We start from the raw sequence: 13480 nt of genomic DNA, 5'->3' as shown, positions 1-13480 counted from the left end.
TTTGAGCAGACCTCCGTGCAGACCGGCGTGCAAATTGGCCCCCACCTTCTCCCCAACCGGCTCTTCGTGGCGCCGATGGCGGGGGTGACGGACCGGCCCTTCCGCCAGCTCTGCCGGCGCCTGGGCGCGGGCTATGCGGTCAGCGAGATGGTGACCTCGCGCAAGGAGCTGTGGAACAGCCTCAAGACCTCGCGCCGCGCCGACCACAGCGGCGAGCCGGGCCCCATCGCCGTGCAGATCGCCGGCACCGATGCGGCCATGCTGGCCGAGGCGGCCGTGCACAACATCGAGCGAGGCGCGCAGATCATCGACATCAACATGGGCTGCCCGGCCAAGAAGGTCTGCAACAAGTGGGCGGGCTCGGCGCTGATGCGCAACGAGGCGCTGGCGCTGGAGATCGCCGAGGCGGTCGTGGCCGTATGTGCGCCGCGCGGCGTGCCGGTCACGCTGAAGATGCGCACCGGCTGGAGCGCGGATGAGCGCAACGCGCTGCGGCTGGCGCGGCTGTTCGAGGCCGCCGGCATCGCCATGCTGACCATCCACGGCCGCACGCGCGAGCAGGGCTACAAGGGCCTGGCCGAATACGACACGATTGCCGCGGTGAAGGCCGCGCTGGCCATTCCCGTCGTCGCCAACGGCGACATCGACAGCCCCGAGAAGGCCCGCGACGTACTGGCCTACACCGGCGCCGATGCGCTGATGATTGGCCGCGCCGCACAGGGCCGGCCATGGATCTTCCGCGAGGTGACGCATTTTCTGGCGACAGGCGAACACCTAGCCGCGCCGACCGTCGCGGAGGCGCGCGACTGGTTCACCGAGCACCTGCACGACCACTACGGCCTGTACGGCGAGCTCAGTGGCATGCGCAGCGCCCGCAAGCACATCGGCTGGGCCGTGCGCGGCCTGCCGGGTGGCGAAGCCTTCCGCCAGCACATGAATACCCTGGAGCACTGCCAAGCGCAGTTGCAGGCGCTCCGCGACTGGTTCGATGAACTCGGCCAGACCCATGACCGCCTGCCCCCCGCCGCGGCCGCCAACGACGACCAAGTCCCGGCCGACGAAGCCGGTGTCGCCTAACCATGCTCCTGTCATGAGTGCCCAGAAAAACCCCCCGCCCAACCCCATCGACGCCTGCGTGCGCGACAACCTCGAAGCCTTCTTCCGTGACCTCGATGGCCAACAGCCGCATTCGATGCATGAGATGCTGATCAAGCTGGTGGAGAAGCCGCTGTTCGAGATCGTCATGCGCGAGGCCAGCGGCAACCAGAGCAAGGCCGCCCAATGGCTGGGCATCAACCGCAACACGCTGCGGCGCAAACTCAACGATCACGAACTCGGCTGAACATGACCCAACTCACTGCCTTGCTGTCCGTCTCCGACAAGACCGGCATCCTCGAATTCGCCCAAGCGCTTCACGCCCTGGGTGCCCGGCTGCTGTCCACCGGCGGCACCGCCAAGCTGCTGGCCGAGGCCGGCCTGCCGGTGACGGAGGTGGCCGAGCACACTGGCTTCCCCGAGATGATGGACGGCCGCGTCAAGACGCTGCACCCCAAGATCCACGGCGGCCTGCTGGCGCGCAGCGATCTGCCCGAGCATGTGACCGCGATGGCTCAGCATGGCATCACGCGCATCGACATCCTGGCCGTCAACCTCTACCCGTTCGAAGCCACGGTGGCCAAGCCCGGCTGCACGCTCGAGGACGCCATCGAGAACATCGACATCGGCGGACCGGCCATGGTGCGCAGCGCGGCCAAGAACTGGCGTGACGTGACGGTGCTGACCGACGCGGCCCAGTACGCCGGCGTGCTCGATGAACTCAAGGCCAGCGGCAGGACCAGCGACAAGACGCGTTTCGCCTGCAGCGTGGCCGCCTTCAACCGCATCGCGCAGTACGACGCGGCCATCAGCAACTATTTGTCGGCGCTGAACGAAGACGGCAGCAAGGCTGAATACCCCGCGCAGATGAACGCGACCTTCGTCAAGGTGCAGGACCTGCGCTACGGCGAGAACTCGCACCAGAGCGCGGCGCTCTACCGCGACCTCTACCCGGCACCCGGCTCGCTGGTCACGGGCAAGCAGCTGCAGGGCAAGGAGCTCTCGTACAACAACATCGCCGATGCCGATGCGGCCTGGGAGTGCGTGAAGAGCTTCGACACCCCGGCCTGCGTCATCGTCAAGCACGCCAACCCCTGTGGCGTGGCCATCGCGGCGACATCTGCCGAGGCCTACGGCAAGGCCTTCAAGACCGACCCCACCAGCGCCTTCGGCGGCATCATCGCCTTCAACCGCGAGGTGGACGCTGCGGCGGCCCAGCTCGTCGCCAAGCAGTTCGTTGAGGTGCTGATGGCGCCCGCTTTCAGTGCCGAGGCGCTGGACATCTTCAAGGGCAAGGCCAATGTGCGCCTGCTGCAGATCGCCCTGCCACCAACCCCGGAGGGCGCCTCTGTCGGGTCGCGGAGCCCGCGCCCCTGGGACCAGGGCCGCAATGCCACAGACAGCAAGCGCGTCGGCTCGGGCCTGCTGCTGCAGACCTCGGACAACCATTTCCTGACGAAGGAAGACCTCAAGATCGTCACGACGCTACAGCCCACGGCCCAGCAGCTCGACGACCTGATGTTCGCCTGGACGGTCGCGCAATACGTGAAGAGCAATGCCATCGTCTTCTGCGGCGGCGGCATGACGCTCGGCGTCGGTGCCGGCCAGATGAGCCGGCTGGACTCCGCCCGCATCGCCTCCATCAAGGCCCAGCACGCCGGCCTGGCGCTGACGGGCTCGGCCGTCGCCAGCGACGCCTTCTTCCCCTTCCGCGATGGCCTGGACGTGCTGGCCGATGCGGGCGCGACCTGCGTCATCCAGCCGGGCGGTTCCATGCGCGACGCCGAAGTCATCGCTGCCGCCAACGAGCGTGGCATCGCGATGGTGCTGACGGGCGTGCGGCACTTCAGGCACTGAGCGATGGCAAGCCGGCCGACGCCGGGTGACCCGGGCGGGGAGGGCGGGGAGGGGGCCTGGCCTGGCGACGGCGACCCGACCCTTCGCCTGCGCGACGAGGGCCCGATGCGCGCGGTGGTGCTGGCTGCGCTGACGGCCGGCGAAATGGCCGCCTGGCACAGCGACCTGGTCACGCGTGAACGCTGGTGGTCGGCGCAGATGTTCGTCCTGCACGGGCTGTCGGGCGATGCACCCGTGCCGGCCGACTACATGGACCTGGTCCTGCCCGAGGACAGGCCGGTCGTCGAGAGGGCGTTCAGCGAGTCCATCACCCAGGGCTCGCATCGCGTGCAGTACCGCGTCGTCTGGCCGGACGGCTCGGTGCACTGGCTCGAAGGCCGCGGGCAGGCCCACCGCCGGCACGGCCAGCCGGCCGAGATCAGCGGCGTCTGCCAGCTCATCGACAACCGCAAGCGCGAGGAGGCCGACCTGGCCTTCCTGGCGGCCGCCAGCCTGGAGTTCGCGCGCAGCATCGACTATGAGGACACCTTGCGGCGCATCGCCGCGATGGCCGTGCCGCATTTCGCCGACTGGTGCGCGGTCGACATGCTCGACGACGAGGGCATGCTGCGTCGCGTTGCAGTGGCCCATGTCGAAGCTGCCAAGGTCGCACTCGCTCAGCAGCTGCACCAGACCTACCCGCCGGCGCAGGACGGCGCGAGCGGCGTCTGGCAGGTGCTGCGCAGCGGCCAGGCCGAGCTGGTGGCGCAGATTACCGAGGACATGCTGGTGCAAGGCGCTGCCGATGCCGCCCACCTGGACATCCTGCGCCAGCTCGGGCTGCGGTCGTACATGGGCGTGCCCATCACGATGCAGCAAGGCGTGGCCGGCGTCCTCACCTTCGTCTCGGCCGAGTCCGGGCGCATCTACGGCCGGCGCGACCTCGACATCGCGGCCGACCTGGCTTCGCGCGCCGCGGTGGCGATCAGCAACGCGAAGCTGTTCCAGGAGCTGCAGCGCTCGCAGCGCCGGCAGGAGTTCCTGCTCCGGCTCACCGATGTGCTGCGCACCAACGGCAGCACGGCGCAGGTGCTGCAGCAGGTCAGCGAGATGGTGGGCCTGCATTTCGGCGTCAACCGCGTCGGCTACGGCCATGTCGATGAGCACCTGGACCGCATCGACTTCGACATCTGCTGGACGGACGGGAGCGTGCCCGCGCTTGGCGGCCGCTTCCCGGCGAGTGCCTTCGGCCCGCAGGTCATCGCCCGGCTGCGCGCCGGGCACACGGTGGTCATCGGCAATGTGCGCCAGCATCCGCTGACCAGCGAGCCGACGACGGTCGAGACCTCGCACGAGGTGGACACCCGCGCCATCCTGGTGGTGCCGCTGTTCAAGGCGGGCCGGCTGCGCACCATCGTCTATCTCAACCAGCGGATGGAGCGCGACTGGGCGAGCGACGACGTGGCGCTGATGGAAGAGGTGGCCGAGCGCACCCGCGAGCTCATCGAGCGCGGCCGCACCGAGGAGGCCCTGCGCAGCAGCGAGGCGCGCTGGCGCGGGCTTTTCGAGCGCATGAACGAAGGCTTCTTCGTCGCCGAGGCCATCCGCGACGACGCCGGCGAGATGGTCGACTTCTGGTTTCTGCAGGCCAATCCGGCCTTCGAGAAGCTGACCGGCGTCGCCACGTCGGCCGCCATCGGGCGGACCGTCCGGGAAGTCATCCCGGGCGTGCCGCAAGCGATCATCGACACCTACGCCCGCGCGCTGGCCGACCAGGCGCCGCAGGAGTTCGAGGTTCACGTGCCCGCGCTGGGCGACCGCTGGTATGAGGCGCGGCTGATGCGGCTCGGTGCCGAGCAGTTCTCGGTGCTGTTCGTCGAGATCACCGACCGCAAGCGCGCCCAGCAGGCGCTGGAGCAGAGCGCGAGCCGCTACCGCACGCTGTTCGAGTCCATCGACGAGGGCTTCTGCCTCATCGACGTGTTGTTCGACGCCGCCGGCCGACCCGTGGACTACCGCTTCGCCGAGGTCAACCCGGCCTTCGAGCGCCAGTCCGGGCTGGTCGCGGCCCAGGGTCGCACCGTGCGCGAGCTGGTGCCCGACATCGAGACGGCCTATATCGACACCTATGCAGGGGTGGCGCTGACCGGCGAGTCGCTGCGTTTTGAAAGCCACTCCGACTCGCTGCAGCGCTGGTTCGACACCTTCGCCTTTCGCGTCGGCGAGCCGCATGACCGCCGGGTGGGCCTGCTGTTCACCGACATCACCGCCCGCAAGCGCGTCGAGGAGGCGCTGCGCCTGGCCGATGTGCGCAAGAACGAGTTCCTCGCCACGCTGGCGCATGAGCTGCGCAACCCGCTCGCCCCGCTGCGCAACGGCCTGATGATCCTTCGCAACGCCAACGCGGCCGATGCGGCGGCGGTCCGGGCGCGCGAGCTGATGGACCGCCAGCTGTCGCATCTGGTGCGGTTGGTGGACGACCTGCTGGATGTGTCCCGCGTCAGCCAGGGCAAGGTCACGATGAGGAAAAGCGCGACCTCGCTGCAGGCCGTGGTTGAGACGGCGCTCGAGACCGCGCGCCCCGTCATCGATGCGGCCGGTCACCGTCTCAGCGTCGAGCTGCCCGCCCAGACCGTGCCGCTCGATGTCGACCCGACCCGCATCGCCCAGGTGCTGTCCAACCTGCTCAACAACGCCGCCAAATACACGCCGACCGGTGGGCGCATCCAGCTGCGCGCCGCAGTGTGCGAAGGGCCCTCCCTTCGCATCGAGGTCGAGGACAACGGCCTGGGCATTCCGGCCCACATGATGGAGGACATCTTCGAGCTCTTCACCCAGGTGGGCAGCGCGCTGGAGCGGTCGCAGGGCGGGCTGGGCATCGGGCTGTCACTGGCCCGGCGGTTGGTCGAACTGCACGGCGGCAGCATCCATGCGCGCAGCCCCGGCGCCGAAGGCGGCAGCATCTTCGTCGTCGAGCTGCCGTTGCCGCCCAACCTGGACTTGCAGCAAGGGTCGGGCGGCGCCGCCAGCGATGCCGACGGCGCGCCGGGGCGGCAGCGCCGCATCCTGGTGGTGGACGACAACGTCGATGCGGCCGAGAGCCTGCAGATGCTGCTGGCCCTCGGCGGCCACGAGGTTCACATCGCCCATACCGGCGCCACGGCCCTGGCGGCCGTGGCCAAGCATGCGCCTGACCTGGTCTTTCTCGACATCGGCCTGCCCGACATGACGGGCTATGCGGTCGCCCAGGGCATCCGTGCCCAGCCGCTGGGTGCCGGCGTCGTGCTGGTGGCGCTGACCGGCTGGGGCAGCGCGCATGACCAGCAGCGCGCACGCGCGGCCGGCGTGGACCTGCACCTGACCAAACCGGTCGCTGCCAAGGACCTGGCGCATGCGCTGGGTTTGCAGCACGCGGCCAGCAACTCTGCGCGCTTAGACGCCGGCCTCTAGACCGCCGCCGGCAGCGGGAATCGTGGCCGCCGTGGGTTAGCCTTCCGCACTCCAACAGAGTGCCGGAGACAAGCCCATGGACACCGCGCTGCAGGAACGCCTTCATCTGGCGCTGCTCGCGCAGCGCCGCGCCTTCCAGGCCGAGCGCATGCCGACCTACGAGGTGCGCCGCGACCGCCTGCAACGCCTGCTGGCCATGACCCGCCAGCATGGCCAGGCCCTGGCGGCCGCCATGGCCCAGGACTTCGGCCACCGGGCGCGGCAGGAGTCGCTGCTGGCCGACATCTTCACGGTCGAGGCCGGCACGCGCCATGCGCTGCGCCATCTGCGACGCTGGATGAAACCCCGCCGCGTGGCCACGCCACTGCACTTCCTGCCCGGCCGCAATCTGCTGATGCGCCAGCCACTCGGCGTCGTCGGCGTCGTGTCGCCCTGGAACTACCCCTACTACCTGGCCATGGAGCCCGCCGTCGCGGCGCTGGCCGCCGGCAACCGTGTGCTGATCAAGCCGTCGGAGCTGACGCCTGCCACGTCCGAGCTGATGGCCCGCCTGGTCGGCGAGCGTTTCTCGCCCGAGGAGATGCAGGTCATCACCGGTGACGCCGAAGTCGGCAAGGCCTTCACCGAGCTGCCTTTCGACCACCTCTTCTTCACCGGCTCCACGGCCGTGGGCCGCCATGTGGCCCAGGCGGCCGCCAGGAACCTGACACCCGTCACGCTCGAACTGGGCGGCAAGTCGCCCGCCATCATTGACCGCAGCTGCGACCTGCAGCTCACTGCATCGCGCCTGGCCTTCGGCAAGCTCTTCAATGCCGGCCAGACCTGCGTCGCGCCCGACTATCTGCTGGTGCCGCGCGAACTGGTCGAGCCGCTCGCCCAGCAGATCCTGGCCGAGATGCGGCGCATGTATCCGCGCATCGCCGGCAATGCCGACTACACCAGCATCGCCACGCCGCGCCACCACGCGCGGCTGCAGGGCCTGCTCGCCGATGCCGCCGCGCGCGGCGCGCGCGTGCTGCGCAGCCATGAGGAGCAACCCGCAGATCGCCGCCTCGTGCCGGCCCTGCTGCTGGACGTGCCGCCCGAGGCCACCGTCATGCAGGAAGAGATCTTTGGCCCGCTGCTGCCCGTCATCGCTTACGAGCATGTGGACCAGGCGCTGGCTCACGTCAACCGCGGCGACCGCCCGCTGGCGCTCTACTGGTTCGGCCAGGACGGCGCCGCGCGCGACCATGTCATGCGCCAGACCCATGCCGGCGGCGTGACCATCAACGACTGCCTGTGGCACCTCGGCCAGGAAGACCAGCCGTTCGGCGGCGTGGGCGCCAGCGGCATGGGCTCGTACCACGGTGAATGGGGCTTTCGCACCTTCAGCAAGGAGAAGCCGATGTTCATCCAGTCGCGCTTTGCCGGCACCAAGCTGTTCCAGCCGCCCTATGGCGCGACCTTCGAGCGCCTGCTGGGCCTGTTGAAGAAAGTGATTTGATGCAGCGCCGTGGACTCTTGAAGTTGGGCCTGGGCGCCGCCGTCGTCATCGGCGTGGCGGGTGCGGGCATCGCGCTGATCAGGCCGGGGCTGGTCGACAGCCGGCTCAGCCCGGGCTCGCGCAAGCTGATGCGCGCCGCCGCCCAAGGCGTGCTGGGCGAGCTGCTGCCGCCCGCCGGAGCGGCGCGCGAAGCGGCCCTCGACGCCCAGCTCGCCCGGCTCGACGCCTTCCTCGTCGGCATGCCGGCGCACACGCGCAAGGAGTTGTCTGACGCCCTGGGCCTGCTCGGCACCGCCGCCGGCCGCTATGCCCTGGTGGGGCTGTCCAAGCCTTGGGACGAGGCGAGCGCCGAAGACATCCAGCAAGCGTTCAACGCCATGCGGCTGTCCTCGTCCAACACCCGGCAGCAGGTCTATCACGCGCTGCGCGACCTCAACGCCATCGCCTTCTTCACCGAGCCGGGCAACTGGCTGACCGCGGGCTACCCCGGCCAGCGCCCCATCCCATGAGTTCACTGCCTGATCCCATCCTGGAAGGCCTGCAGCGCGGCTGGAAAGTCCACGGCGGCCCGCATGCGGCGCTGCCCGCCGCGCTGGACTGCGACGTCGCCATCATCGGCAGCGGCGCCGGTGCGGGCATCACAGCCGAGATGCTGGCCCGCGCCGGCCTGCAGATCGTCATCGTCGAGGAAGGCCCGCTGCGCTCCAGCAGCCAGTTCAAGCAGCGCGAGCTAGACGCCTACACCGAGCTCTACCAGGAGTCCGGCGGCCGCAAGACGGTCGACCAGGCCATGAACATCCTGCAGGGCCGCTGCGTCGGCGGCTCGACGACGGTCAACTGGACCGGCTCGTTCCGCACGCCACCCGATGCGCTGGCCTGGTGGGGCGACAAGTTCGGCCTGACCGACTTCAACGAGGCCGCGATGGCGCCCTGGTTCGAGCAGGTCGAGCGGCGCCTGAACATCGGCGACTGGCTGACCGAGCCCAACGAGAACAACGACGTGCTCAGGCGCGGCGCGGGCAAGCTCGGCATTCCGACCAAGGTCGTGCGCCGCAACGTCAAGGGCTGCTGGAATCTCGGTTCCTGCGGCATGGGCTGCCCGACCAATGCCAAGCAGTCGATGCTGGTCAGCACCCTGCCCGCCGCGCTGGACCTGGGTGCCACGCTGCTGGTGCAGACGCGCGCGACGCGCTTGGAGCTGCAGGGCGGCCAGGTCGCGGCGCTCATCGCCGAGCCCGTGGCGCTCGACGGTGGCGTCAAAGGCGTGCCGCTGCGCATCACCGCCAGGCACTATGTCGTGGCCGGAGGCGCCATCAACTCGCCGGCCCTGCTGATGCGTTCGGGCGCGCCCGACCCGCACGGCCTGCTCGGCAAGCGCACCTTCCTGCACCCGACGGCCGGCGGCGTCGCGTTGTTCGACCACGAGGTGGCCGGTTGGGCCGGGGCGCCGCTGTCGGTGTTCAGCGACCATTTCCTGCACACCGGCCCGCTCGACGGCCCGGCGGGCTACAAACTGGAGGTCGCGCCGGTGCACCCGGCCTTCGCGCTGACCAACGGCGGTGGCGTCGGCCCCGAGCTGGCCCAGCGCGCGCGCGACATGCCGCGCACGCAATTGATGATCGCCCTGCTGCGCGACGGCTTCCATGCCGAGGCGGCCGGCGGTGCCGTCAGGCTGCGCAGCGATGGCACGCCCCAGCTCGACTATGCGTTGACCGACTACCTGCTCGAGGGCGCGCGCCGGGCCTACGCGACGATGGCCGAGATCCAGTTCGCCGCCGGCGCCAGGACCGTGCGCCCCGTGCATGAGCAAACCGCCGGCTACGCCAACCTGGCCGACGCCAAGGCCGGCATCGCCGCGCTGACGATGAAGCCCTTCCTCGCCACCATCGGCAGCGCCCATGTGATGGGCGGCTGCACGCTGGCGGCCGACGCGGCCCGGGGCGTCGTGCGGCCCGACGGCCAGCACTGGCAGCTCGGCAATCTGTCGATACACGACGGCTCGCTATTCCCGACCAGCCTGGGCGCCAACCCGCAGCTGACGGTCTACGGCCTTGCGACGCGCATGAGCAGCGGCCTGATCCAGCGCCTGGGCGGCAAGGCGGTGACGCTGGCTTGAGAATCGTCGGCATGCCGACGACTCCCGCCATTCGCTTTGCCACCGCCGATGACGCCGCACCACTGGCGGCCTTCGCGGGCCAGGCCTTCACCGACACCTATCGCGGCCTGGACGACCCGCAGGAGATCACCGACTACGTCGCCGAGCACTTCCAGCCCGGCGTCATGCACAGCGTCATCCGCGACCCGGCCTGCACGACGCTGCTGGCCCGGGTGGGCCAGCAGTTGGCCGGTTATGCGATCCTGCGTGCCGAGCCTGCACCTGACTGCGTGACAGGGCCTGCGCCGTTGCAGCTGTGGCGCCTCTACCTGGGCAGCGGCTTCATCGGACAGGGCCTGGGCGCACGGCTGATGGCCGCCGTCCATGAGCAGGCCCGGCGCCGCGCCGCGCAGACACTCTGGCTGGGTGTCTACGACCGCAATGTGCGCGCCGTCGAGTTCTACAAGCGCTTTGGCTTCAGCCAGGTCGGCGGCAAGGAATTCCTGTTCGGTGGGCGCGTCTACATCGACCCCATCTACGCCGCGGCCGTGCGTGCGCCGGCAGCGGCCTGATGTAGGTAAGCCCTGCCATGGCCAACGGGGCCGGCACTGATAATCCGCCCCCATGACGCCAGCCGCCTTCACCGGCCAGTTGCTCGCCTTCATCGCCCGGCTCATCACGGGTGCGCAAGGCCACTGGAAGGGCTGCCCGCCAAAAGCCGAGCAGCGCATCTACATCGCCAATCACCAGAGTCACTTTGATCTCGTGCTGATCTGGGCCGCCTTCCCGCACGAGCTGCGCGCCCAGACCCGCGCCATCGCCGCGCGCGACTACTGGACCCGGAGCGCCTTCAAGCGCTGGCTGACCACCGAGGTCTTCAATGCCATCTATGTGAGCCGCAGCCGCGCCACGCCCGACGAAGACCCGCTGGAGCCGCTGGTCGAGGCGCTGGCCAATGGCGACTCGCTGGTCATCTTTCCCGAGGGCACGCGCTCCAACAAGGGCAACCCCATGCCCTTCAAGAGCGGCATCTTTCATCTCGCCCAGCAGTTTCCGCATGTGCAGCTGATCCCGACCTGGATCGACAACGTGCAGCGCGTCATGCCCAAGGGCGAGGTCGTGCCGGTGCCCATCCTGTGCACGGTCACCTTCGGCGCGCCCATCCAGCTGCAGCCCGGCGAGAGCAAGGCCGATTTCCTGTGCCGGGCCCGCGAGGCCGTCATGGAACAGCGGCCCGACCCCGCCCTGGTGGGCCGCCTCGCCGAGGCCGATGGATGAAGTGGCTCGCGCAACTGACCGCCAGCGAGCAGGTGGCGCTGCTCTTCGTCGTGCTGTTCGGCTTCCTGCTATTGCTCACGGTCGGCCTGTTCCTGAACTCGCTGCGCGAGCGCGAAGACGAGGAAGCCCGGCGCGCCTCCGAGCTGACCTGGGAACGCGTGCGCCGCGACCTGCGCGCGGCCTGGATCGGCGGCTGCATGTTCTGGGTCGCGTGGATCTCCGGGCCCATGGGCGCGACGCTGCTGTTCGCGCTGTTCTCCTTCCTGGCGCTGCGCGAATTCATCACGCTGATGCACACGCAGCGCAGCGACCACCGCACGCTGATCGTCGCCTTCTTCGGGCTGCTGCCGGTGCAGTACATGCTGTGCGGCACGCGCTTCTTCGACCTGTTCACGGTCTTCCTGCCGGTCTACGGCTTCCTGGTGCTGCCCATCGTCAGCGCACTGGCCGACGACCCCAGCCGCTTCCTCGAACGTAACGCCAAGATCCAGTGGGGCGTGATGGTCTGCGTCTACGGCCTGTCGCATGCGCCGGCCTTGCTGCTGCTGGACTTCCCCGGCTACACCGGCCGTGGGGCCTTCCTGCTGTTCTTCCTCGTCATGGTGGTGGCGGCCTCGCAGATCGCCCAGGAGATCGCGACCCGCTCGCTGCGCCGCCGCCCGGTGGCGCGGCGCATCAGCCGCAGCTTCTCGATGCGCGCCTGGTGGATAGGCACCCTGACCGGCGCGCTCGCCGGTGGCCTGCTGTTCTGGATCACGCCCTTCAAATTCGGTCAGGCACTGGCCATGGCCTTCATCACTGCAGCGGCGGCCGGCTTCGGCGGCCTCGTCATGAAGGCGTTGAAGAAGGATGCCGGCGTGCGCTACTGGGGCAACCGCAGCTCCATCACGGGCGCGGTGGGCCTGCTGGACCGGATCGCGGTGCTGTGCTTTGCGGCGCCGGTGTTCTTCCATTCGGCGCGCTGGTACTTTGCCGGCGCGGCAAGATGATGCCCCTCGCCCAGCCCCGCGCCGCTGAACGCGGGCGCGCCTGGTTGGTCCCCCGAGGGGACGAGGCCACTGGCGGCATCGAGCCGCCAGCAGCCTCAGGCGGGCCGGCTTGGGGCGGCCCGGCGCGCGGCCCGAAGACCAAAGACACCGGAGAACTGAAGTGAGGATCCTTGGCATCGACCCGGGCCTGCAGACCACTGGCTTCGGCGTGATCGAAGCCGACGGCCCACGTCTGGCCTATGTCGCCAGTGGCACCATCAAGACCAATGCCGTCGCGACCGGCGACCTGCCGGCGCGGCTGAAGATCCTGTTCGACGGCATCCGCGAGGTGGTCACGCGCTACCAGCCGCAATGCGCCGCGGTCGAGATCGTCTTCGTCAACGTCAACCCGCAGTCCACGCTGCTGCTGGGGCAGGCGCGTGGCGCGGCCATCACGGCACTGGTGTCCAGCGACCTGGCCGTCAGCGAGTACACGGCGCTGCAGATGAAAAAGGCCATCGTCGGCCATGGACATGCCAAGAAGGAACAGATCCAGGCCATGGTGCAGCGCCTGCTGAACCTGCCCGGCCTGCCCGGCACCGATGCGGCCGACGGCCTGGGCATCGCCATCATGCATGCCCACGCCAGCGTCAGCTTCGAGGCCATGAGCCGCAGCACGACGCTGCAGCGGCGCCAGCATGCGCAGTTCAAGGGCGGCAGGACTTACTGACGGCAAAACGGCCCGCCGAGGCGGGCCGTTCTAGCCGAGCGAGTTCGCTCAGGCTTTGCGGCGGCGGGCCATGAAGCCGATCAGGCCCAGGCCGGCCAGCATCAGCGCATAGCTTTCGGGCTCGGGCACCGGAGTGGTGGTGAAGCTCAGGTTCGCCGAGCCGAAGTTGGTTGCGCTGGTTTGGTAGAAGGCGTAGGGAGATCCAAAGCCATCGTTGAGGTCGACGTTCATCGCGCCCGTGAAAGATGCGTTGAGGCCGCTGACGGCTCCAGCGCTGAACGTCACGTTGGGCACTCCCGTGACCTCTTGCCCAAGGGTGAAGCTTTGGCCGCCCAGCGAGAAGCTCAGGCTCAGCAGGGGCAGGCTCGCGGTGTTGGCGCCAAGGCTGGCGTCGTCGAAGCTGAAGCTGCCGAAGAAGGTCTGACCGAGCAGCGTGCCAGCGTCAAAGGAGTCGCTGGTGAAGTTCACGACGACGGTTTTGGCCTGGGCTGAAAGCAAGGCAGCGCCGAGGGCAACGGTGATCAAGGTCTTGCGGAACATGG

The 13480-nt window shown here is 69.2% G+C and carries 12 protein-coding genes; 11 read left to right on the top strand and 1 reads right to left on the bottom strand.

Annotated features, from left to right (window positions below; all coding sequences use genetic code 11):
* Positions 1 to 27 precede the first annotated feature (27 nt).
* The 11 genes from dusB (at position 28) to ruvC (ending at position 12938) form a co-directional block, all read left to right on the top strand.
* On the top strand, positions 28 to 1077 hold the full coding sequence (gene dusB, locus ACT6S0_RS06265; RefSeq protein WP_444763029.1) for a tRNA dihydrouridine synthase DusB: 1050 nt from the start codon (positions 28 to 30) through the stop codon (positions 1075 to 1077).
* Positions 1078 to 1090: 13 nt separating this feature from the next.
* The gene (locus tag ACT6S0_RS06260; RefSeq protein ID WP_444763028.1) at positions 1091 to 1342 is read left to right on the top strand and encodes a helix-turn-helix domain-containing protein; all 252 of its coding nucleotides are present in this window, start codon (positions 1091 to 1093) and stop codon (positions 1340 to 1342) included.
* Between the two features lie 2 nt (positions 1343 to 1344).
* Positions 1345 to 2952 (top strand): bifunctional phosphoribosylaminoimidazolecarboxamide formyltransferase/IMP cyclohydrolase, encoded by a 1608-nt coding sequence (gene purH, locus ACT6S0_RS06255; protein ID WP_444763027.1) that lies wholly within the window; start codon positions 1345 to 1347, stop codon positions 2950 to 2952.
* A 3-nt stretch (positions 2953 to 2955) separates the two neighbouring features.
* The gene (locus ACT6S0_RS06250; RefSeq protein WP_444763026.1) at positions 2956 to 6381 is read left to right on the top strand and encodes an ATP-binding protein; all 3426 of its coding nucleotides are present in this window, start codon (positions 2956 to 2958) and stop codon (positions 6379 to 6381) included.
* Positions 6382 to 6457: 76 nt separating this feature from the next.
* The gene (locus ACT6S0_RS06245; protein WP_444763025.1) at positions 6458 to 7867 is read left to right on the top strand and encodes a coniferyl aldehyde dehydrogenase; all 1410 of its coding nucleotides are present in this window, start codon (positions 6458 to 6460) and stop codon (positions 7865 to 7867) included.
* Positions 7867 to 8376 carry a hypothetical protein gene (locus tag ACT6S0_RS06240; RefSeq protein WP_444763024.1) on the top strand — a complete coding sequence of 170 codons (510 nt, stop codon included), beginning with the start codon at positions 7867 to 7869 and terminating at the stop codon, positions 8374 to 8376. Before ACT6S0_RS06245 ends, ACT6S0_RS06240 begins: the two co-directional genes overlap by 1 nt.
* Entirely contained in the window at positions 8373 to 9983 is a 1611-nt protein-coding gene (locus tag ACT6S0_RS06235) for a GMC family oxidoreductase N-terminal domain-containing protein (protein WP_444763023.1), read from the top strand. The genes ACT6S0_RS06240 and ACT6S0_RS06235 overlap by 4 nt, the downstream gene beginning before the upstream one ends.
* An 11-nt stretch (positions 9984 to 9994) precedes the next feature.
* Positions 9995 to 10534 (top strand): GNAT family N-acetyltransferase, encoded by a 540-nt coding sequence (locus ACT6S0_RS06230; RefSeq protein WP_444763022.1) that lies wholly within the window; start codon positions 9995 to 9997, stop codon positions 10532 to 10534.
* A 52-nt stretch (positions 10535 to 10586) separates the two neighbouring features.
* Positions 10587 to 11240, top strand: coding sequence for a lysophospholipid acyltransferase family protein (locus ACT6S0_RS06225; RefSeq protein WP_444763021.1), 654 nt, complete (start codon positions 10587 to 10589; stop codon positions 11238 to 11240).
* Entirely contained in the window at positions 11237 to 12229 is a 993-nt protein-coding gene (locus tag ACT6S0_RS06220) for a phosphatidate cytidylyltransferase (protein WP_444763020.1), read from the top strand. Before ACT6S0_RS06225 ends, ACT6S0_RS06220 begins: the two co-directional genes overlap by 4 nt.
* Before the next feature lie 160 nt (positions 12230 to 12389).
* Entirely contained in the window at positions 12390 to 12938 is a 549-nt protein-coding gene (gene ruvC, locus ACT6S0_RS06215; protein ID WP_444763019.1) for a crossover junction endodeoxyribonuclease RuvC, read from the top strand.
* Between the two features lie 48 nt (positions 12939 to 12986).
* On the opposite strand, the gene ACT6S0_RS06210 is transcribed toward ruvC, so the two are convergent.
* Positions 12987 to 13478: a PEP-CTERM sorting domain-containing protein gene (locus tag ACT6S0_RS06210; RefSeq protein WP_444763018.1), complete on the bottom strand. Its 492-nt coding sequence runs from the start codon at positions 13476 to 13478 to the stop codon at positions 12987 to 12989.
* Positions 13479 to 13480: the final 2 nt, after the last annotated feature.

The sequence above is a fragment of the Roseateles sp. genome (assembly GCF_052436255.1).
Taxonomy (GTDB): domain Bacteria; phylum Pseudomonadota; class Gammaproteobacteria; order Burkholderiales; family Burkholderiaceae_C; genus Pelomonas.
This window is presented reverse-complemented; position numbering and strand designations above follow the sequence as displayed.